Here is a 22,144-nt window from a genome sequence, read left to right as displayed (position 1 = left end):
CCGGAGGAGGCGTTATTTTTTCTATGTCCTGCCAACACATTGTCGAATGTTTGGAGAAACGCGGCGTTACTGTCGAACAAATAGCGGACATTGTGCGCGAATTGCAGCTTCCCTATAATCCCGCGCTTTCCGCGGAGGCGTGCATTGAGAGCGTGCTGATGGTTCTCCGAAAGCGCGAGGTCCAATACGTGCTTTATACCGGAATCGCGCTGGACGAGCTGGCCGAACGGAAGGAACTGCCCGAGCCGCTGCAGGGACTGATGGAGACGGATGCGCCCTTGTACGGCGTGGACGAGACCTTGGCGCTCGGCATCGTTCACGTATACGGCATGGTCGGGCTGACCAGCTTTGGCTATTTGGATAAGAGAAAGCCGGGCATCATTCGCGAGCTGAATGACCACCCGACGCGCATTCACGTTTTTTTGGACGACCTGGTGGCGGGGCTGGCCGCCGCGGCTTCGGCCCGGATCGCGCACAAGCATCAGGATGAGGCGGACGGACTTTCGACGCAAACCTGACGTCGAGATTTGCCGAAACGGCGCACCTTTTACCGATAAAGACCTCCCCTCCGGCATACCGAACTTCGGTTGCGGGAAAAAGTGCACTTATGATATCATTATTGCATTATGTTCGGGAGGTCCTTTTCCATGTGGACGGTTATCTATATCGCTCCGACCGCTAAAATCGCTGAAAGAATCAAGCAAAGACTTACGGAGGAAGGCTTCCTTGTTCAAGTCCGCGCTATCAACATGACCAAAAACCAATTTGAGATCGTCGTTCCCGAAGGTGAATTGGAAGAGGTTCAGGAAGTGCTGAATTCCATTTTGCATAGATCCTAAACAAGTCCCCAATACCGCAAGCGAGGTGTAATTGTGCAATTTAAAGACTTGTTTCAGAAAAGAAAATATGCCACGGTTCCTTCCGTGGACAGGAGGGCTCCGAACCGGGTGATGGACGGAGCCATCGACGTTCCCGAAGAGCGTCCGAAACGCGAAATCCCGGAAGGCCTGATGAACAAGTGCCCCAAGTGCGGGACGATCCAGTATAACAAAGAGCTTGATAAAAACTTAAAGGTATGTACCGCTTGCGAGTACCATTACAAGCTGAATGCCGTAGAGCGCATCCAGATGACGATGGACGATGGCTGCTTTGTGGAGTTTGACAGCGAGATGGCATCCGAGGACCCGCTCGAATTTCCCGCTTACATAGCCAAATACAACAAAGCGGTCGAAGCTACCGGCATGCAGGACGCCGTTATTACCGGCGAAGGAACGATCGGAGGGTATCCGGTTGTCGTAGCGGTGATGAGCTTCGACTTTATGGGCGGTACGCTCGGATCGGTTGTTGGCGAAAAGGTGACGAACGCGATCGAGCATGCGACCCGGACGAACCGGCCGGTTATCATTTTCTCCACATCGGGCGGCGCGCGGATGCAGGAAAGTATTCTCAGCCTGATGCAGATGGCGAAAACGAGCGCGGCGCTCGCCAAGCTGAACGAGCAGGGCGGCCTGTACGTTTCCGTCATTACCGACCCGACCTTCGGCGGCGTCAGCGCGAGCTTCGCGATGCTTGGAGACTACATTATTGCCGAGCCGGGCGTGGCGTTCGGCTTTACCGGCGGACGCGTCATCGAACAGACGATGAGAATCAAGCTGCCCCCAGGCTTCCAGACGGCGGAATTTAACCTGAAGCATGGACAAGTGGACCTGATCTCGCACCGCAAAGAAATGCGGAGTACGCTGACCCGTCTTCTTGGCATGCACGCGGTAAAGGAGGAAACCGTTAATGGCTAGTGAAATGCCTTTTGAGCAGCCGCTAGTCGAGCTTCGCGCCAAAATCGACGAGCTGCGCAAGTTCGGAGCGGACAAGCAGATCGATTTCTCCGAGGAAATCAAGCGTTTGGAGCAGCGGCTGGAGCAGCTCGAAACGGAATTGTACGCCGGCATGTCGACCCGGCAAAAAATGCAGGTCGCCCGTCATCCGCAGCGCCCGACGACGCTGGACTACATTCAGCATTTGTTCACCGATTTCATCGAGCTGCACGGGGACCGTTTATATGGCGACGACTTGGCCATTGTGGGGGGCATCGCACGATTTAACGGCATTCCGGTGACGGTGGTCGGCCATCAGAAAGGGAAAGACACGAAGGACAACATTGCGCGTCACTTCGGCAGCCCGCATCCGGAAGGCTTCCGCAAAGCGCTGCGTTTTATGAAGCAGGCGGACAAGTTCAAGCGTCCGATCATTACGTTCATCGATACGAAAGGCGCTTACCCCGGCAATGCGGCGGAAGAGAGAGGGCAAGGGGAAGCGATCGCCCGGAATCTGATGGAGATGGCATCCTTGCGAGTGCCCGTCTTGTGCGTCGTCATCGGCGAAGGCGGCAGCGGCGGCGCTTTGGCGCTTGGCGTAGGCAACCGCGTATTTATGCTTGAGAATGCGATTTATTCGGTTATCAGCCCGGAAGGCGCAGCCTCGATTTTATATAAAGACGCTTCAAAATCGATGGAGGCCGCCGAAGCGATGAAGATTACGGCGGACGAAATTTTGAAGATCGGCGTTATCGACGCGATCATTCCCGAACCGAAGGGCGGCGCTCATCGGGATGTTGTCGCGCAAGCGGAATCGATTAAGCAAATGTTGTGGACCCACTTGCAGGAATTGCTCAAGATGACAGAGAATGAATTAATAGAAGACCGTTATAATAAATTTAGACAAATCGGTCGGTTCACCACGATCCAGGAGGGAAATCATGCGTAAAACAAAAATTGTGTGTACCATCGGACCGGTCAGCGAATCGCTGGACATGTTCAAGAAGCTCATTGATGCAGGGATGAACGTTGCTAGGCTGAACTTCTCCCACGGCGATTTCGAGGAGCATGGCAACAGAATCAAGAACGCGCGTCAGGCTTGTCAGGAGCTCGGCAAAAGCGTAGCCATTCTGCTTGATACCAAGGGACCGGAAATCCGGACCGGCAAGCTGAAGGACGATCAAAAAGTTGAGCTGCTTCAGGACAATCTGATCACCTTAACGACGGAAGAAGTACTCGGCGATGCCGAGCGCGTTTCCATCACATACAGGGACCTTTACAGGGATGTAAAGATCGGTTCCACCATTCTGATCGATGACGGCTTGATCGGACTGACGGTCGAGGATATTCGCGGAACGGATGTCGTGTGCCGGATTAAAAACGGGGGATTGCTTGGAGGCAAGAAAGGCGTGAACGTGCCGGGGGTGAAAATCAACCTGCCGGGCATCACGGAAAAAGACGCGAACGATATCATTTTCGGCATTCAGCAGGGAGTGGATTTTATCGCTGCTTCTTTCGTGCGCAAAGCAAGTGACGTCCTTGAAATCCGTGAAATTTTGGACCGCCATAACGCAACGCATATTCAAATCATTTCCAAAATCGAAAACCAGGAAGGCGTGGAAAACCTCGACGAAATTCTCGAGGTATCCGACGGTCTCATGGTAGCGCGCGGCGATCTCGGCGTGGAAATTCCGGCTGAAGACGTGCCGATCGTGCAAAAAGCGATGATCAAAAAATGTAACCAGGCCGGCAAACCGGTTATTACGGCTACGATGATGCTGGATTCCATGCAGCGCAACCCGCGCCCGACGCGTGCGGAAGCAAGTGACGTGGCGAACGCGATCTTCGACGGCACGGACGCCGTGATGTTGTCCGGTGAAACGGCAGCAGGGAAATACCCGGTGGAGTCGGTACAGACGATGGCCCGCATCGCCGAGCGTGCGGAAACCGCGCTGGAATACCGGGAAATTTTCATCCGTCAAAGCAATGCGCAGCAGAAGACTGTAACCGAGGCGATCAGCCAAGCGGTAGCGAACTCGGCGCTTGATCTGGACGCCAAAGCGATTCTGACTTCGACGGAAAGCGGCTATACGGCGCGTATGGTATCCAAATACCGTCCGAAAGCGCCGATTATCGCGGTAACGCCGAACGACCGCGTGCTGCGCCGTTTGTCGCTCGTATGGGGCGTTATTCCGGTGAAAGGTGAAACGTGTACTTCGACCGACCAATTGTTCGAGCATGCCGTAGATGCCAGCGTGAAATCAGGCCTTGTCAGCTTGGGCGATCTCGTCGTGATTACCGCAGGTGTGCCGGTCGGCCGCTCCGGAACGACCAACTTGATCAAGGTTCATCAAATCGGTGAAATGATCGCCAAAGGGCAAGGGATCGGCACGCAAATCGCCACAGGCCATGTCGTGACGGCCCGCTCCGCCGAGGAAGCGAATGCGAAGACGACCGAGGGCTGCATTCTGGTTACTATTACGACAGATAAAGACTATATGCCGGCCTTCGAGAAAGCGGCAGCGGTCATTACCGAGACAGGCGGGATTACGTCCCATGCGGCAGTTGTCGGCATCAGCTTGGGCAAGCCGGTCATCGTCGGTGTGGACAACGCGATCGGCATCCTGAAAGACAACGACGAAGTATCCATCTATCCGGAAGTCGGCGTCATCTATTCCGGCCGCGCCCGCGTGCTGTAAATAGAACATCGTCGAAGCCTTACGATACAGAACCATCGGAGCGAAATCGAACAGCGGTTTCGCTCCTTTGCTTTATAACTATAAGGATTCAGGAGGTTCGTATGCAGCATGCTCTACGTGTCCGCTATCAGGAGACGGACCAGATGGGTGTCGTGTATCACGCCAACTATTTGAATTGGTTTGAAGTCGGCCGGACGGAGATGATCCGCGAGCTGGGTATGCCTTATCAGGCGCTGGAGGCCCGCGGTCTGCTGCTGCCGGTGATCGAAGCGGACCTGAAATTCCGCTCGCCCGCCCGTTACGATGATCTGGTGACGATTGACACCAAAGTTGTCGAGTTGAGGAGTCTTCGGCTCCAGTTCGCTTACGAAATTAAACGCGGCGAGGAAGTGCTGGTCACCGGGAGAACGCAGCACGTCTGGTTGAACCGGGATTGGAAGCCGGTGCGGATCGACAGAGAAGTACCGGATTTATATGCCCTCCTTTTCAAAGCCATGGGCTAAAGCGAAAGCGCATCTCGAATTCCGCTAACCTACAGATAATGAAGGACTTGGCCTTTCTTGGTCAGGTCCTATTCCTGTTTATGCTATATTTTCCAAAATGATTCGTGCCTATTGTATAATTGAAGTACAAGCGGAAGGATAAAGCGATCAAAGGGGAGAGGCACAGTGGAACTGCGTCATTTGCGATACTTCGTTACGGTTGCGGAGGAGCTGCATTTCGGCCGGGCGGCTGCACGCCTCAATATGGCGCAGCCCCCGTTAAGCCAGCAAATCCGCAAGCTGGAGGAAGAGCTCGGATTCTCGTTATTTTCCCGAAGCAAGCAGCACGTGGAATTAACGGATGCGGGGAAAGTATTCCTGGAGGAGTCGCGGTCGGCGTTAGCGCGTGTGGAGCAAGCGCGCGAGACGGCGGAGAAAGCGAGCCGCGGGCAAACGGGCAGACTGGTGATTGGCTTTGTCGGTTCGGCGACCTATCACATCGTTCCGCTGCTGCAGCAGTATCGGCTGCGTTTTCCTTCGGTGGAATTAAAGCTGCATCAAATGAAGAGCGGGAACCAGCTGCAAGCGCTGCACGAAAAAAGCATCCATCTCGGAATTGTAGGCGCCTCGATTCACAGTCCGTATTTGAATACGGAGCTGTTTATACGCGAGCCGTTTATGGCGGTGCTTCCCGAGGCGCATCCGTTGGCCGGCCGGCAAGCGCTTAGCGTCCGCGATCTGGAGGATGAGCCGTTTATTTTGTCTCCCAGGCAAAACGGTTCTACCTATCACGATGCGGTCATCCATTTGTGCTATAAGGCCGGATTTTCGCCTAACCTTGCGCTGGAAGCGCCTGAAATTTTAACCGTTGTCGCCTTCGTAGCCGAAGGGATGGGGGTTGCTTTGGTTCCCGCGTCATTTCGGCACCAGCAAAATCAAGGGGTCGTTTACCGGGACATTCGGGAAGCCGCCGTTCTGGAAACGGCGTTTATTTGGCGGAAAGACGAGACGTCGCCGGTGCTGCATGAATTTTTGAAGCTCGGCCAAGCGTTCGGCGATTGAGCGGGTGTCTTTTGCCCGCTTGATATGTTTTGCGTATCAGGAAGGACTTAACGGATATTGGACGCGGTTTCCAGAGGGTCGATATACTGAAGGGGCAAAGTCAAACCATCGGGAGGAGCGAAAGAACGATGAGCGGATCATTCCAGCCCGGCCTTGAAAACGTTATCGCAAGCGAGACCGAAATTTCTTATTTGGATGTCGAAAAAGAACAAATTGTGCTGAGGGGTTACGATCTTATCGAATTGGCCAAAACCGTGACTTATTTGGACGTCGTTTCGTTAATGCTTGACGGCAGTCTGCCGACACCCGAATGGCGGAAGGCTCTTGAGCTGAGCTTCAAGACGGAGTACGGATTGCCGGAGGATGCGCTGTCGATCCTGCATCTGCTTCCGAAGCAAACGCATCTGATGGACGCCCTGAGAACGGGAATTTCCGCCATCGCTGGCTATGATCAGGATATCGAGGACCGGTCGCGGGAAGCGAATTACCGCAAATCGATCCGGCTGTTGGCCAAGGTGCCCCAGATTGTGGCGAACAGCTATCATGCGTCCATGCGGCAGCCTCTGGTGGAGCCCCGCCAAGACCTGTCGTACAGCGCCAACTTTTTGTACATGATTACCGGGAAGGTTCCTTCCGAAATGGAAGAGAAGACGTTCGATCAGTCGCTGATCGTCTACAGCGAGCACGAAATGCCTAACTCGACCTTTGCCGCGCGCGTCATTGCGTCCACGCAGGCCGATCTGTACGGGGCGCTGACCGGCGCCGTCGCTTCGCTGAAAGGCACGCTGCATGGCGGAGCGAACGAAGCCGTCATGAAGATGCTGCTGGAAGCGGGAGATGAGGACAGCATGGAGCCGCTGATCCTTGGCAAATTGACCCGCAAGGAGCGCATCATGGGCTTCGGCCACCGGGTGTACATGAAGAAGCCGGACCCACGAGCGGTGCTGATGAAAGAAGCGCTGGCCCTGCTTGCGGCCGCCAAAAACGAAGAGAATCTATACCGCATGTGCGTCATCGGCGAAGAGGTGATGAACCGCGAAAAAGGTTTGTATCCGAACCTCGATTACTATGCTGCGCCGGTTTATTATTTGCTGGGCATTCCGATCGACCTGTTCACCCCGGTCTTTCTTGCCGCCCGGACCGTTGGCGTCTGCGCGCATGTCATGGAGCAGCATGCGAACAACCGGCTTTTCCGGCCTCGTGTTCTGTACAAGGGACCGCGCGATCTGCATCCCAATTCGGCCTCGATCGGCACTTAACTGGTAACGGGAGGAGACATCGATATGGCAGCAAACCCATCCATGGCTTATGAACAAGGACGAACCGCGTCCGCTGCGGATCAACTGTTAGTGGACATCGCGGATTACGCGCTGGAATACGAAGTCCAAAGTCCGGAAGCCCGGCGCATTGCGCAGCACGTCGTATTGGATTCGCTCGGCACCGCCATGTTGGCGCTGCGCTTTCCGGAATGCGCGAAGCATCTCGGACCCGTCGTACCGGGCGTCACCGTGCCTCACGGCTGCCGGGTGCCGGGAACCCGCTATGAGCTGGACCCCGTACACGGGGCGTTTAATATCGGGTGCATGATCCGCTGGCTCGATTACAACGATACGTGGCTGGCCGCGGAATGGGGCCACCCTTCGGACAATTTGGGCGGCATTTTGGCGGTAGCCGACTATCTCAGCCGCGTCCGGATCGCGGAAGGCAAAGCCCCTTTACTTATGGGGGACGTGCTGGACGCCGCCGTGAAGGCGCATGAAATTCAAGGAGTGCTCGCACTCGAAAACAGCTTCAACCGGGTGGGGCTGGATCACGTGCTGCTGGTGAGGATCGCTTCGACGGCCGTCGTTACGGCGATGCTGGGCGGCAGCCGGGACGAGGTGATCAACGCGCTTTCCAACGCTTGGCTGGACGGCGGCAGCTTGCGCACGTACCGGCACGCGCCGAATACAGGATCGCGCAAATCGTGGGCGGCCGGAGACGCGACCAGCCGCGCGGTCCGTCTTGCTCTCATGGCCGTCAACGGCGAAATGGGGTATGCCACCGCGCTTTCGGCCAAAACGTGGGGCTTCCAGGACGTATTGTTCCAAGGCAAGCCGCTGAAGCTTGCGCGCCCGCTCGGCTCTTACGTGATGGAGAACGTGCTGTTTAAAATTTCCTTCCCAGCCGAATTCCACGCCCAGACCGCCGTCGAATGCGCCTTTGCACTGCACCCGCAGATCAAGGATCGGCTGGACGAGATCGATCGGATTACGATGACGACGCACGAATCGGCCATCCGCATCATCGATAAGAAAGGCCCGCTGCATAACCCGGCGGACCGGGATCACTGCCTTCAATACATGGTGGCGGTAGGCTTGCTGCATGGCGAGCTGACGGCGGAGCATTACGAGGATGAGGCGGCCGGCGACCCGCGAATTGATGCGCTTCGGGAGAAGATGGTCGTCACGGAGAATCCGCAGTACAGTCGGGATTACCTCGATCCGGACAAACGGTCGATTGCCAATGCCATCCAAATCCACTTCACGGACGGGACGGAGACAGCGAACGTGGAGTGCGAATACCCGATCGGTCACCGCAGACGGCGTGCTGAAGGGCTGCCGAAGGTGATCGACAAATTCGAAGCCAATCTGCTGACCAGGTTTCCTAAGCCAAAAGCGGCGCAAATCCTCGAACTGTCGCTTGACTTGGAGCGGTTGGAGCAGATGCCGGTAAACGAATATATGAATCTGTACGTCATTTAGTTTAACGGCAAGGCTGCGGAATAAGACTTCCCGGGAGGAGTAACGATGGCTTGGTTGATGGAGCAGGAAAAGGACCAACGGGAGCTGGCGGCCGCTTTTCGAAAACGGTTGGAAGTCGGCCCGATTCTCAAAATTCCGGGTACGCACGATGGAATGGCGGCTAGAATAGCGAGGCAGTTCGGCTTCGAGGCGCTTTATTTGTCCGGTGCCGCCTATACAGCCAGCCGGGGCCTGCCCGATCTCGGGCTGATTTATTCGAATGAAGTCGCGGACCGGGCCCGCGAGCTTGTTCGCGCCTCGATGCTTCCGCTGCTGGTCGATATTGACACCGGCTTCGGCGGCATCTTGAACGCGGCCCGGACGGCCAAGGAAATGGTCGAAGCCAAGGCGGCCGCCGTCCAGATCGAGGATCAGGAAATGCCGAAGAAATGCGGCCACTTGAACGGTAAAAAGCTTGTTTCCACCGAAGAAATGATGCAAAAAATCAAGACGATCAAGGAAATCAGCCCAACGCTTGTCGTCATAGCCCGCACGGATGCCAAAAGCGTAGAAGGCTTCGAAGCGGCGGTTGATCGGGCCAAGCATTATTTGGCAGCGGGAGCGGACGGGATTTTTCCGGAGGCGCTGGAGAGCGAGGAAGAGTTCAAGCGGTTCCGTGCCGCTATCGACGCGCCGCTGCTGGCGAACATGACGGAGTTCGGAAAAACGCCGTTTTATACCGCAGAGCAGTTCGAGGCTTGGGGCTTCGATATGGTCATTTATCCGGTAACCTCGCTGCGCGTAGCGGCCAAAGCCTACGAGCGGGTATTTTCGGAAATCAGCCGCACCGGGACGCAAGCGGGATCGCTCCAGGACATGCAAACCCGCAAGGAGCTGTACGATACGATCCGCTATTACGATTACGAAGCCTTGGACGGGAAAATCGCTAAAACCGTTCTGCCGCCAACCGAATAGGTCCCAACGATTATCACGTAAAGAGTTCCTGAAGAGGTTAGTTCCTTCGGGAGCTCTTTTCGTTGTATATAATAAAGCTCTTTTTGAATAAGCCTTGGATAAAATTTAGGTGTATTTTCCCTTGCGTTTACATATCTTAGCCGAGAAAGCCCTTGCCTTTAGGCATGGGATGAATCGGCTTAGGACAAGGGCTGTCTTTAGACAGCTTAATTGTCCTACATTGTTTCATGTTGTTGCAGTTTTTAAGTTTAAACTGACGCAATCGGTGTATGGGATAACAATATAGAAGAACGACAACAAGTACACTCATCAACTATCATTTTGTGTGGTAAAATTAAAAGGTACGACCTCGTGATGTTTGCGTCAAGAATTTAAGCATTTGGAGCATCTGCCAAGCCTTTGGACACGTTCCTATTTTGTCAGCACGGCAGGGAATGTTTCGAGCGAAACCATCAAACGTTATGTTGAAGAACAGAAGAAAAGGGGACAGAGTTGGAGCGATCAACATCCTGCACCAACCTGTGATAGATGGTAACAGTCTATCCGCCTAGATAGCTATACGCTCTGATCTGGGATGGCTAATGAGCTAGCTCTTAACTTAGCAGTCTGCACAAAACAGAAATGGCCTGCGTGCGTTAACTAGCTAAGAATCCCACGGCTTTAGCCGTGTTGGAGGCTCAAATAAAAATAACAAAAAGAGCGCGCTCGCTTAACATTGTCCAATTACGATTTAGAAAGTAAACAAAACGAAGCTAAACGGTGAATGACCATGGAGGGTTTACTACCTTATGAAGGACACTGCTGCGCGTGAGACGGCCAACCATTATCTGAACCGCGATTTAAGCTGGATCGAATTCAACTGGCGCGTGCTGGAGGAGGCGCAGGACCCCGAGACGCCGCTGCTCGAACGCGTCAAATTTTTATCGATCGTTTCTTCCAATTTAGACGAGTTTATGAGCGTCCGCGTAGCCGGGATCAAGGATCAGATCAAAGCGGGCCATACGAAAAAAGATTTTACCGGCTACACGCCCGCCGGACTGTTCAAACGCGTCATGAAGCGCTCCTCCAAAATGGTAACGGAGCAGTACAAGACGTACCGGGACGTGATCCGGCAGCTTGGCAAAGAAGGCATCATTTTTACCGAATACGACGATTTGAATGCGACCCAGCGCAAATCGATGGACGAATATTACCACGACATCGTCTTCCCTGTGCTGACGCCGATGGCGGTCGATCAGGCGCGGCCGTTTCCGCTGGTGCGGACTCAGGCTTTATATTTGGCGGTCGTGCTGATGAAGGAAGGCGATGATCCCGAGGACGAACCGTATTTTGCCATCCTTCAGGTGCCGTCCAATTTAAGCCGTTACCTTGTGGTGCCCGGACGGGCCAACAGCAAGAAGCGCGAATTCATTCTCATGGAAGAGCTTATCGAAAAGCACATCCATACGCTGTTCAGCGGCTATATTCCGATCTCGGTCCATGCGTTCCGGCTGACGCGCAACGCGGACTTGACGCTGGACGAGGAAGGCGCGGAGGATTTGCTGGAGGAGATCGAAATCCAGCTCCGCAAGCGGCGCTGGGGGACGCCGGTCCGGCTGGAGGTGCAGAAGGGCATTCACCCGTATGCGCTGGAGCAGCTGACGGAGGAGTTCGAGATTGCCGAAAATATTTTTGAAATCGACGGGCCGCTCGACCTGACGTATTTTATGAAAATGGCGTCGGCGCTCCAAGGCTTCGATTATTTGCGCTACAGCCCGATCCAGCCGGTATATCCTTCCGAGCTCGACGATGTCGAGGATCTGTTCGCCAAGCTGCGGCAGCAGGATGTGCTGGTATACCACCCTTACGAGTCGTTCGATGCCGTCACCGATTTTGTACTCCAAGCGGTTTACGATCCGCAAGTGCTCGCCATCAAAATGACGCTGTACCGGGTCAGCGGCAATTCCCCGCTCATCCAAGGGCTTGCCCGTGCGGCGGAGTCGGGCAAGCAGGTGACGGTTGTGGTGGAGCTGAAGGCGCGGTTTGAAGAAGAGCGCAACATCGCTTGGGCGCGCAAGTTGGAACAGGCGGGCTGCCATGTCGTTTATGGGCTTGTGGGGCTGAAGACGCATGCCAAAATTACGCTGGTCGTCCGGCAGGAAGCCGATGGGCTGAGGCGGTACGTGCATGTGGGCACAGGGAATTACAATGATAATACGGCCAGATTGTACACCGATGTTGGCTTGTTTACTTCGCATAAGGAAATCGGGGAGGACGCTTCCGCGTTGTTCAACGAGGTGACCGGATATTCGGCGCCGCACAATTGGAAAGCGTTCGGCGTGGCGCCTACGGACATGATGGATAAATTGTTCGAGAAAATCCGCCGCGAAGCGAAGCACGCTGCCGAAGGCAAGCCTGCGCGAATCATCGCCAAGTTCAATTCGCTCTCGAACCAGCAGATGGTCGACGAGCTGTACGCGGCCTCGCAGGCGGGGGTCGAGATCGATCTGATCGTGCGCGGCGTATGCTGCCTGCGGCCCGGTGTTCCGGGACTGAGCGAGCGGATCACGGTGCTCAGCATCGTCGACCGGTTCTTGGAGCACTCGCGCATTTTTTATTTCGAGAACGGCGGGGAGCCGGAAGTGTATATCTCCAGCGCAGATTGGATGACTCGGAACCTGACGCGGCGCGTCGAGCTGATGTGTCCCGTGTTTGACAAAAGCATCCAGAAGTCGCTGATCCATATATTGCGGCTCAGCTTGAAGGATAACGTGAAGGCGCGGCGACTCCAACCGAACGGCATGTATGAGCATGTCCGCGCGGAAGGAGGCGGGCTGCAGCTTCGCAGTCAATTTGTTGCCATGCGTATCAGTTCGTGGAAAACGACGACTCGTGAACTTTGAGCTGCTGTCCCCACGTATTTTTAAATTCTTTTTGCAGTCCGAGGGCCTCTCTGTATTCTGCGGAGGGGTCGTGCTTTGCTTTCAGCCGCAAATGCAGCGCCTTGCTCTCCGAGAATGCGGTCGTCACTTCCAGCGCTTGCGTCTCGCTAATATCGAGAGCGACGGCGAGCTTGAGCAGCGTGCCGAGCTTTGCGATCAGATCGGTATCGGTATTTTTCAAAATATCTTTGTGATGCTGCACGGCCTGTTGGGTCCGTGCTTTTGTTTTGTACGAAGCGGTGAAGGCGCAAATGAGAATCTCTCGGTGGGTCAGACCGTCGATGCGCGTGTGCGCAATCATATGGAAGGAATGCTTCGGATACTGGTAATAGCTAAGCGAAGCCCCGATCCGGTACAGCTTGGCCGCTACGATCAGACACAGACGCGCGCGCGGATCGAAACGCTGCTTCCCCGCCTCCGTCAAGGCGTCGAACAGTTTTAAGGCTGTCCGGCTCACCTGCGAGAGATGCGCCCGGGGGGCCGTCGAATGAAGGGCGAGCAGGTTGTCTGCGCTTCGCTCGGCCATATGCTTTAGCTCCGTGTCGACAGGATAAAAGCTTTCGAAGAACAGGCCATCTCGCAGGCCTGCGCCGCTGACGACATAGTGCGAAGCGCCGGCTGCCTGAAAGATCGTCTGAAGAATGAGCAGCCCCGGGATGATAATATCGTAGCGGTCTTTGGATAGACCGTCGATTTTTTTGCGTTTTTCTCCGGGCATGAGCGGGAGCCAGGCGGCGAGCTCGTCCACTTCGGCCGCGGGAATCGTATAATTATGCGTAAGAGGCAAGGAATATTTGCGCTTGCGCTGGTTGATTTTGCATAGCGTCCGGACGCCGCCTCCGAGCCCGACGAGCGGCAGGCCGGGAGACTGTCGAATCCAGGGCTCGCGGGCAATCGCGTCCTCGACCATCTGGCGGATGCCCTGCAGCTGTTCTTCTTGGAATTCGCCGTCTGGCGCGAATTTGCGCGTCGTATTGACCGCCCCGAAAGGGAACGATACGCTGCGGATCAAGGTGCGGTCGCGGAAGAGCGAAATTTCAGTGCTTCCCCCGCCGATGTCGACAAGAAAGCCGTCCGAGATATCCATCGTTTGGATCATGCCCAGGAAGCCGAGTCTGGCTTCGTCCTCTCCGGACAGCAGCTCGACGTGAAATCCGCTTTCGCGCCGCAGCGTGTTCAGAATCTCCTGAGAATTCGCCGCATTGCGAATGGCCGCCGTGGCGGCTACCCGGTATTCCGTCACTTCGTGAGCGTGACATATCCGTTTGAAATGCGACAAAACCTTTACGATCACCTGAATATCCGCTTGAGCCAACGTCCCGTCGGCGCCGATCCGCTGGCTCAAGCGAGCGGACTCCTTGAATTCGCCGATCACGCGGTACGCTCCGCCCGTCGTCTGTTCGTTTACGGCCAACCGGATTGAGTTGGAGCCGATATCAATGATGCCGATTCGCCGGCTGTTGTTCATGGCTGGTCCTCCTGCTAACGGGTGAAAGTTAGTTTTATTTTACCGTTACGGCGGAGGGAAGTCCACTGAGCCGCCCCCGATAAACTTCCCCTAAGGGACAAAGAAACGAACTGCTTACTCCATCGGTCTTCGCCGCGTTTTTCCGCTTCTTCTCCATAAAGACATTGATTCATTATGATTTTTTATGAGTTAATATGAGTATAATGAAACTGGATGAAGCCTTTCCAGACGGGTCTTTTAGTCGTATGAGTACATAGGATTCAGTCGACAGATAGCATCTGTTTATGGTGCTGATAATGAACTTTTATGTCTGAATTTGTTCACTTTAGTATCTAAATACTTTATATTAGACTTATGTGAATTCGAACGCTAAAGGAGAGATTATCTTGACTGCTACCAAAGGTTTGGAAGGAATTGTAGCCACAACGTCCTCCATCAGCTCCATTATCGACGGTGTGCTCACCTATCGCGGCATCAATATCGACGACCTCGCAGAGAACGCCACGTTCGAAGAGGTCGTATACTTGTTATGGTACGGCAAGCTTCCTAATCGCTCCGAGCTGGATCAATTAACGAAAGAACTGAGCGACAACGCTTCGGTTCCTGCCGAAGTGATCGAACAAATCAAGCTTTACCCGAAAGACGTCAACTCCATGGCCGCGCTTCGTACCGCCGTTTCCAGCTTGGCGCTGTACGATGCTGAGGCAAACGATATGACTCCGGAATCCAACCTCCGCAAAGCGATCAAGCTGCAGGCGCAGCTGCCGACGATCGTAGCGGCATTCTCTCGCATCCGCCAAGGTCAAGAGCCGATCGCGCCGAAATCCTGTACTTCCGTTGCCGAGAACTTCTTGTATATGCTCACGGGCAAACAACCGGAAGCCATCGCCATCCAAGCTTTGGACAAAGCTTTGGTGCTTCATGCCGACCACGAGCTGAACGCTTCGACGTTCGCCGCGCGCGTAACCGTTGCGACGCTGTCCGATATTTATTCGGGCGTGACGTCCGCGATCGGCGCGCTCAAAGGCCCGCTGCACGGCGGCGCCAACGAAGCGGTTATGGCGATGCTCGAAGAAATCGGCACGGCGGACAACGTGACCAGCTATATCAACGATAAGCTGGCCAACAAGGAGAAAATTATGGGCTTCGGCCATCGCGTCTACAAAAACGGCGACCCGCGCGCGAAGCATCTCCAAAAAATGTCCCAGGAGCTCGGTAAAATTACCGGCGACATGAACTGGTACGACATGTCCATTCAAATCGAAGAAATCGTGACGGGCCAAAAAGGGCTGAAGCCGAACGTAGACTTCTACTCCGCTTCCGTCTACACGTCGCTCGAGATTCCGCGCGACTTGTTTACGCCGATCTTCGCGATCAGCCGTACGTCCGGATGGACGGCGCACATTCTCGAGCAATTTGACAATAACCGCCTCATTCGTCCGCGCGCCGAATATACGGGACCTTCGCATCAAGTCTTCGTTCCGATCGAGCAGCGCTAATCCGGCACGGGATGCCCGCATCTGCGGAAGAAATAAAAAAGCAGCTATCCTACGGGTGGCTGCGGCGTTACCGGTCTTCTGAGAAGGGGACGGGCGCCGCTGCTCCCGTATCTTTTTGACATCATCATCCCTATTCCTTGGAGCTCGTGTTGCAGCGGCTCCAAACCAATCCAAGGAGGCTTACCTATTCATGGCACAATTCGAACAATACGCACTTCCGACTGAAGGCGAACGCATCACGATCACAAACGGCAAACTGAACGTTCCGAACAATCCGATCATTCCTTTCATCGAAGGCGACGGCACAGGTCCGGACATTTGGGCGGCTTCCAAGCGCGTATTGGATGCAGCGGTAGAGAAAGCATACAAAGGCGAGAAAAAAATCGCATGGTACGAAGTATTTGCAGGCGAGAAAGCCTTCAACAAATACAATAACTGGTTGCCGGGCGATACGCTGACGGCGATCCGCGAATATATCGTAGCGATCAAAGGACCTCTGACGACGCCAATCGGCGGCGGTATCCGTTCCCTGAACGTTGCGCTTCGTCAAGAGCTGGATCTGTATGTGTGCTCCCGTCCGGTTCGCTACTTCAAAGGCGTGCCTTCCCCGGTTAAACGTCCGGAGCTGGTGGACATGGTTATTTTCCGTGAAAATACCGAGGATATCTATGCCGGCATCGAGTGGGCTGCAGGTTCCGACGAAGTGAAAAAAGTGCTTGCTTTCATGCAAAACGAAATGGGCGTAAACAAGATCCGCTTCCCGGAAACGTCCGGTATCGGAATCAAGCCGGTATCTTCCGAAGGCTCGAAGCGTCTGATCCGCGCCGCGATCGAATATGCGATCGAGCATAACCGCAAGAGCGTGACCCTGGTACATAAAGGGAACATCATGAAGTTTACCGAGGGCGCGTTCAAAAACTGGGGCTACGAGCTCGCCGAGCAAGAGTTTGGCGACAAAACGTTTACTTGGGCTCAATACGATAAAATTAAAGAAGAGCAAGGCGTTGACGCGGCGAACAAAGCGCAAAAAGACGCGGAAGCTGCCGGCAAAATCATCGTAAAAGACGCGATTGCCGACATCGCCCTGCAGCAAGTGCTTACTCGTCCGACGGATTTCGACGTCATCGCTACACTCAACCTGAACGGCGACTACCTGTCCGACGCTCTGGCTGCTCAAGTCGGCGGTATCGGTATCGCTCCAGGCGCAAATATTAACTATGTAACCGGTCATGCGATCTTCGAAGCAACGCACGGTACGGCTCCGAAATACGCAGGTCTCGACGTTGTAAACCCGGGCTCCGTTATTTTGTCCGGCGTTATGATGCTGGAGCACTTGGGCTGGCTGGAAGCAGCTGACCTGATCTACAAAGGAATGGAAACGGCAATCAACAACAAAACGGTAACTTACGATTTCGCCCGTCTGATGGAAGGCGCAACCGAAGTGAAATGCTCCGCATTTGCCGACGAGATCATCAAGAGTTTCTAACCCTCCAAACCTCCCTTACAAGGGAGGCCCCAGGGGTTTCGGCCCCTGGACGACGAAAGCTGTCGGCTTGCAGGGTAGAGTCGCACCCATGGGGCGTTTGTGAATGGAACGCGTTTGTCTGCGGGCGGCCAGGCTGAAGCCAGGCGCCCGCAGACACGCTTTCATGCGTGCCGGGGCGTTCGAACGGCAGGTTGGTGTAGGAACGCGTTTGTCCTCGTGCGCACGAGCTGGCGCCGTGCTGCACAAGGACACGCTTCCATGCGCTTCCATGCGCTACTATGCGTCACTGATCATACGTCATTGATCATGCTTCAATGATAAAGACTAAGCCAAAGTCATATGCTAATTCCCGAAATTGAAACATAAAATTAATGTGTGATAAAGCACAATCTATGGGAGGAATTGATTATGGCAATCCAACGTAAAAAAATTACGGTTGTCGGCGCAGGCTTCACTGGTGCGACAACAGCGCTGATGCTGGCGCAAAAAGAACTCGGTGACATCGTATTGCTGGACATCCCTCAACTGGAGAACCCGACCAAAGGGAAAGCGCTGGATATGCTCGAAGCTTCCCCGGTGCAAGGGTTCGACGCGAACATTGTCGGCACGTCCAACTATGACGAGAGCAGCGGTTCCGACATCGTGATTATCACGGCAGGGATTGCCCGCAAACCGGGCATGAGCCGCGACGACCTCGTGAACACGAACGCAGGTATCGTGAAATCCGTTTGCGAAAATATCAAGAGAACGAGCCCGCAATCGATCGTGATCATCCTGAGCAACCCGGTAGACGCCATGACGTACGTCGCTTACCAAACGCTCGGCTTTCCGAAAAACCGCGTGATCGGCCAATCCGGCGTGCTGGATACGGCCCGTTACTGCACGTTCATCGCGCAAGAGCTGAACGTTTCCGTAGAAGACGTGCGCGGCTTTGTACTCGGCGGCCATGGGGATGACATGGTTCCGCTCGTTCGTTACTCCAATGTTGGCGGGATTCCGATCGAGAAGCTCATTCCGGCTGACCGCATCGAAGCGATCGTGAAGCGTACGCGTACCGGCGGCGGCGAGATCGTGAACCTGCTGGGCAACGGTTCCGCTTACTACGCACCGGCTGCTTCCATCGTGCAAATGACGGAAGCGATCTTGAAAGACAAAAAACGCGTTCTGCCTTCCATCGCTTTGCTCCAAGGCGAATACGGCTATGACAACCTGTTCATGGGCGTACCGACGCTGCTTGGCGGCGACGGCATCGAGAAAGTGTTCGAGCTTGAGCTGCTTCCGGAAGAGAAAGCGGCACTCGACAAATCCGCAGAATCCGTGCGTAACGTCATCAAAGTCGTTACGGGCTAATCGCAGCATAGTATCTGTTCAAAGAAAGACCCGTTTTCGCCGAAAAAATAGGCCGAAGCTGGTCTTTTTTTATTTTCAGGAAGGAACGAGATCGGACTACATTCGGCTGGAGCGGCAGAAGAAAAGGGATTGAGGGCCTCGGCAATCCGTGGTACGATACAAAATGACTGACGAATCAGTCATAATGTCGGGAACTGCCGTGAAGAGAGTCTCAGGAAAGGAGAATTCGCCGTTGGCCGCCTCTCCGGAAATAGCGGACATCTCGAAGCAGTTTTACGGCAATGTTTGCGAGGTTGTCAAGGGCATGTTCAAGCATTTCAACGTTTATCCCGGGTATACGGAGGAGCAGCTGCAAATGACCGCTTATGCAGAGATTGGGATGGTGGAGTTGGTCGCTTACCAGTGGTTCATCGAAAAAGGATACGGTCTGGAAAAGATTGACCCGCTTGCCGAGGTGCTCGTCGGGATCAACGTCAACGCCCTGTCGGAAACGGATGTGAATAGAGGATGATCGCGAAGCTGCTGAAGTACCGCAAGGTGACGCTGCTTTTTTTCGTTATAGCGGTTGTGCTCGGGGTGTTCAATATTTTCACCTTGAAGCAGAGGGAGAATCCCGAGATCGAGATCACGTATGCGTTGGTGAAAACCATTTATCCGGGGGCTTCGCCGGAAAAGGTGGAGCAGTTCGTCACCCGTCCGCTGGAAAATAAAATTAAGGAAATCAGCGGAATCAAGGTTATCAGCTCCACTTCGGCCGCTAACTTGTCGGTCATTCAAGTCGAGCTGAAGTCGGATACGGATATCCGCCGGGCGTGGGACTCGCTGCGTCAGAAAGTGCAGTCCGTACAAGGAGACTTGCCGGAAGGCGCGCGCCAGCCGGAAGTGAACGACGACTTAAGCAAAATTGCGGCGCAAATTTTGCATTTTGTCGTGGAGACGCCGGAGGAGCTGGAGCCGCTGCGGACGACGATGGACTACTGGAAAAAGCAGCTTGCGACCGTCCCCGGCGTGAGCAACGTCGACGTCGTCGGACTGCCAAAGCAGGAAGTGGCGATTGCGCTCGATACCGATAAGCTGGATACGCTCAGGCTGCCCTGGGGCATCGTAGCGCAATCGCTGAAAAATAAGCATGACCGGGTGCCGCTCGGTACGGTGAACAAGGACGCAAAGCAGTATTACGTCAATATGGGCGGAGAATGGAAATCCGCCGAGGATATTGCGAATACGGAGCTTCTGGGACTGCCCCCCGGCAAAGCGCTGAAAATTAAAGATGTCGCCGACGTTAAACTCAGCACCAAGAAAAAAGAAGTTTCCATCTTACATAACGGAAAGCCTGCCGTCGATCTGGTCATCAATGCGGAGAAAGGCACGGATGTTCCGTCGCTGCAAAATCGCATCGACAAGAAGGTCGCGGAGCTGAAGCCGAAGCTGCCGTCCAACGTGAAGATCGAGTCGCTGTTTACGCAAAAGGAAAGTCTCGACCATCTGTTTAACAAGCTGGGCAAAGAACTGCTAATGGGGATTCTTTCGGTTATCGTCGTCTGCTCCCTCGGACTGACGTTAGGCACTTCGCTGATCGTGGCTTTAGCCATTCCGGTATCCATAACGGTCGGTTTTATTCCCGTCGAGGCCATGGGAATCGATCTGAATCAGATTACGATCGTTGCGATTGTCATCGTGCTCGGCATTCTGGTCGACGACGCCATCGTCGTGAACGATAATATCCAGCGCCGCCTGCAACTGGGCGACGATCCGGCTACGGCCTCGCTGGAGGGAAGCCGCGATGTCGCTATTTCGATCCTGACGGCGACGATTGCGACGGCTGCCGCGTTTTTGCCGCTGTTTTTCCTGCAGGGCAACATCGGCAGCTTCATTCGCCCGCTCCCTGTCGTCATTTCGTTATCGCTTGCGGCTTCCATGGCGATGTCGCTGACGATTGTTCCGATTTTCCGCCAATGGGCGGGTGAACGGCGGCTTCGCCGCCAAGGCTCCAAGTCCGAGCCAGCTAAAGGGACGGGTGCGGCGGCCGGAAGCGAAGGAACGGAAACCCCGGGTCTGCTCGGCAAGCCGATCGCAAGGCTGAGCGCCTTTTACGGAAAGCAGATTCATCACTTCTTGCGTCGTCCGCTGCTGACCGGGCTCGCTGCGCTGCTGCTGGGCACCTCCGCCTTCGGATTGCTGCCGCTGCTTGGGGCGGAGTATTTCCCGCCTGCGGAGAAGGAAGAGATGCTCATCGATTTCAAGCTTCCGTCCGGCCGTCAGTTTGCGGAAACGGAGTTTACGATCCGCAAAGCCGCGGCATGGATGGAAGAACAGCCGGGTGTGCGTTTTGTCTCGGCTTATGCCGGGCGGACGGCTCCGCATTTTTACTACTCGGAAGCGGATCAGACGGGCATTTTGATCGGGCAGCTGTTCGTTAAGGTCGATGCGAAGCATCTGAACATGAAAGCCGCCGTCGTGCAGTGGCGGGAGCAGCTGAAGGCGATGTTCCCCTCTGATGTGGAGATTACGCCGCGGAAGCTGGAGCAAGGACCACCTGTCGGCGCGCCGATCGCCTTGCGCATTAGCGGCAGCGAGCTGTCGGAGCTTCGCCAGATTGCGACAGACATTCAAGGGATGCTCAAAGAAATTCCGGGTACGATCAGCGTAACCGACGATGTTGGAGAGGCCATGAACACCTACGAGGTGGAGCCAGACCCGGCGAAGCTGAGTTTATTCGGCGTGAACGAGAAGGAGCTTTCCACGACGCTCAGAATTGCAACCGAAGGGCTGGAAGTGTCGGAGATGCAGAAAGACGAGGACCTGATCGACGTGACTCTGTACGCCAAGATGCGTTCCGCCGACCCGGTGGAGACGATGAAGAAAATGTACGTCTCGACGCAAAAAGGCGGTACGGTGCAGATGCGCGAGCTGGGAGATATCCGCACCAGCCAAATGATCAAGTCGATTCATCACCGTGACCAGACCCGGACGATTACCGTGCGGAGCTATACGCAGGACCGGCTGGCCGACGATATTGTGAAGGATTTGCAAGCCAAGCTGGGAAGCTATAATGTTCCTGCAGGCTATGCGATTCAGTTCGGCGGGGAAAACGAGGAGCGTAACGAAGCGTTCGCCTCGATCGGAAAGCTAGCAGTTGTCGTTATTTTGCTGATTTACATCATTATGGTCATGCAGTTTTACTCGCTGTCGATTCCGCTGCTTATTCTTTCAACCGTCTATTTGGCGGCAGGCGGCGCAATCATCGGTCTGTTCCTTTCCGGTTCGCCGATCGGCTTCATGGCGCTCATGGGGCTCGTCAGCCTGGCGGGCATCGTGGTGCGGAACGGGATCATTCTGATCGAATTTATCGAGCAGGCGCGCGAACGCGGACTGCCGCTGTACGAAGCGGTAGTGGAAGCGGGGAAAGCGCGGCTCCGGCCGATTCTGCTGACGACGGCCACGGCGATCGGCGGCTTGCTGCCGATGACGATTATGGGCGGAAATTTATGGCGTCCGATGGGGATTACAATTATTTCCGGCCTGCTGTATTCGACCATGCTGACGCTGATCGTCGTGCCGTCGCTGTACGTGATTTTGCAGAAATGGCGCGATAAACGCGCGGCGAAAACAGGTAAAGCGGTTCATCCGTAAGCCCGGTTTGCAGTTGCCTATGGAGCTCGTATTCT

18 protein-coding genes and 1 pseudogene are annotated in these 22,144 nt (G+C 54.8%); 18 read left to right on the top strand and 1 reads right to left on the bottom strand.

Annotated elements, in window-relative coordinates:
- Nucleotides 1–23: 23 nt before the first annotated feature.
- The 12 genes and pseudogenes from NLX71_RS02740 (at nucleotide 24) to ppk1 (ending at nucleotide 12,634) form a co-directional block, all read left to right on the top strand.
- A complete protein-coding gene (locus NLX71_RS02740) occupies nucleotides 24–518 on the top strand; it encodes a phosphatidylglycerophosphatase A family protein (RefSeq protein ID WP_254361956.1) in 495 nt (164 codons plus the stop codon).
- Between the two features lie 129 nt (nucleotides 519–647).
- Nucleotides 648–839 carry a hypothetical protein gene (locus NLX71_RS02735; protein WP_010496159.1) on the top strand — a complete coding sequence of 64 codons (192 nt, stop codon included), beginning with the start codon at nucleotides 648–650 and terminating at the stop codon, nucleotides 837–839.
- A 33-nt stretch (nucleotides 840–872) separates the two neighbouring features.
- Nucleotides 873–1,793: an acetyl-CoA carboxylase, carboxyltransferase subunit beta gene (gene accD, locus NLX71_RS02730; RefSeq protein WP_254361955.1), complete on the top strand. Its 921-nt coding sequence runs from the start codon at nucleotides 873–875 to the stop codon at nucleotides 1,791–1,793.
- Nucleotides 1,786–2,760: an acetyl-CoA carboxylase carboxyl transferase subunit alpha gene (gene accA / locus NLX71_RS02725; RefSeq protein ID WP_254361954.1), complete on the top strand. Its 975-nt coding sequence runs from the start codon at nucleotides 1,786–1,788 to the stop codon at nucleotides 2,758–2,760. The genes accD and accA overlap by 8 nt, the downstream gene beginning before the upstream one ends.
- Complete coding sequence (gene pyk / locus NLX71_RS02720) at nucleotides 2,753–4,510, top strand: pyruvate kinase (RefSeq protein ID WP_254361953.1); 1,758 nt, start codon at nucleotides 2,753–2,755, stop codon at nucleotides 4,508–4,510. Before accA ends, pyk begins: the two co-directional genes overlap by 8 nt.
- Nucleotides 4,511–4,611: 101 nt before the next feature.
- Nucleotides 4,612–5,013, top strand: coding sequence for an acyl-CoA thioesterase (locus NLX71_RS02715; RefSeq protein WP_254361952.1), 402 nt, complete (start codon nucleotides 4,612–4,614; stop codon nucleotides 5,011–5,013).
- A 165-nt stretch (nucleotides 5,014–5,178) separates the two neighbouring features.
- The gene (locus NLX71_RS02710) at nucleotides 5,179–6,054 is read left to right on the top strand and encodes a LysR substrate-binding domain-containing protein (RefSeq protein WP_254361951.1); all 876 of its coding nucleotides are present in this window, start codon (nucleotides 5,179–5,181) and stop codon (nucleotides 6,052–6,054) included.
- Between the two features lie 128 nt (nucleotides 6,055–6,182).
- Complete coding sequence (gene mmgD / locus NLX71_RS02705) at nucleotides 6,183–7,313, top strand: citrate synthase (RefSeq protein WP_254361950.1); 1,131 nt, start codon at nucleotides 6,183–6,185, stop codon at nucleotides 7,311–7,313.
- A 24-nt stretch (nucleotides 7,314–7,337) separates the two neighbouring features.
- Nucleotides 7,338–8,798, top strand: coding sequence for a bifunctional 2-methylcitrate dehydratase/aconitate hydratase (locus NLX71_RS02700; protein WP_302058044.1), 1,461 nt, complete (start codon nucleotides 7,338–7,340; stop codon nucleotides 8,796–8,798).
- A gap of 45 nt (nucleotides 8,799–8,843) precedes the next feature.
- Nucleotides 8,844–9,752, top strand: coding sequence for a methylisocitrate lyase (prpB, locus tag NLX71_RS02695; RefSeq protein ID WP_254361949.1), 909 nt, complete (start codon nucleotides 8,844–8,846; stop codon nucleotides 9,750–9,752).
- A 358-nt stretch (nucleotides 9,753–10,110) separates the two neighbouring features.
- Nucleotides 10,111–10,287 (top strand): annotated as a pseudogene (locus tag NLX71_RS02690) (transposase); the annotation flags it as partial.
- Nucleotides 10,288–10,540: 253 nt separating this feature from the next.
- The gene (gene ppk1, locus NLX71_RS02685) at nucleotides 10,541–12,634 is read left to right on the top strand and encodes a polyphosphate kinase 1 (protein ID WP_254361948.1); all 2,094 of its coding nucleotides are present in this window, start codon (nucleotides 10,541–10,543) and stop codon (nucleotides 12,632–12,634) included.
- Here ppk1 and NLX71_RS02680 read toward each other — a convergent pair.
- On the bottom strand, nucleotides 12,600–14,141 hold the full coding sequence (locus tag NLX71_RS02680) for a Ppx/GppA phosphatase family protein (protein ID WP_254361947.1): 1,542 nt from the start codon (nucleotides 14,139–14,141) through the stop codon (nucleotides 12,600–12,602). The genes ppk1 and NLX71_RS02680 overlap by 35 nt on opposite strands.
- 386 nt (nucleotides 14,142–14,527) lie before the next feature.
- On the opposite strand from NLX71_RS02680, the gene citZ reads away from it, so the two are divergent.
- The 6 genes from citZ (at nucleotide 14,528) to NLX71_RS02650 (ending at nucleotide 22,109) form a co-directional block, all read left to right on the top strand.
- Nucleotides 14,528–15,640 carry a citrate synthase gene (gene citZ / locus NLX71_RS02675; RefSeq protein WP_254361946.1) on the top strand — a complete coding sequence of 371 codons (1,113 nt, stop codon included), beginning with the start codon at nucleotides 14,528–14,530 and terminating at the stop codon, nucleotides 15,638–15,640.
- 190 nt (nucleotides 15,641–15,830) lie between these two features.
- Entirely contained in the window at nucleotides 15,831–17,126 is a 1,296-nt protein-coding gene (gene icd, locus NLX71_RS02670; protein ID WP_254361945.1) for an NADP-dependent isocitrate dehydrogenase, read from the top strand.
- 103 nt (nucleotides 17,127–17,229) lie between these two features.
- Nucleotides 17,230–17,430, top strand: a complete 201-nt coding sequence (locus NLX71_RS02665) for a hypothetical protein (protein WP_254361944.1) — start codon at nucleotides 17,230–17,232, stop codon at nucleotides 17,428–17,430.
- A gap of 104 nt (nucleotides 17,431–17,534) precedes the next feature.
- The gene (gene mdh, locus NLX71_RS02660; RefSeq protein WP_254361943.1) at nucleotides 17,535–18,476 is read left to right on the top strand and encodes a malate dehydrogenase; all 942 of its coding nucleotides are present in this window, start codon (nucleotides 17,535–17,537) and stop codon (nucleotides 18,474–18,476) included.
- A 232-nt stretch (nucleotides 18,477–18,708) separates the two neighbouring features.
- Nucleotides 18,709–18,987 (top strand): hypothetical protein, encoded by a 279-nt coding sequence (locus NLX71_RS02655; protein ID WP_254361942.1) that lies wholly within the window; start codon nucleotides 18,709–18,711, stop codon nucleotides 18,985–18,987.
- Complete coding sequence (locus NLX71_RS02650) at nucleotides 18,984–22,109, top strand: efflux RND transporter permease subunit (protein WP_254361941.1); 3,126 nt, start codon at nucleotides 18,984–18,986, stop codon at nucleotides 22,107–22,109. Before NLX71_RS02655 ends, NLX71_RS02650 begins: the two co-directional genes overlap by 4 nt.
- Nucleotides 22,110–22,144 lie beyond the last annotated feature (35 nt).

It is taken from the genome of Paenibacillus sp. MZ04-78.2 (assembly GCF_024213375.1).
Lineage (GTDB): Bacteria > Bacillota > Bacilli > Paenibacillales > NBRC-103111 > Paenibacillus_G.
Note: the sequence above shows the minus strand (reverse complement) of the source record. Positions and strands in the feature narration are given on the sequence as shown.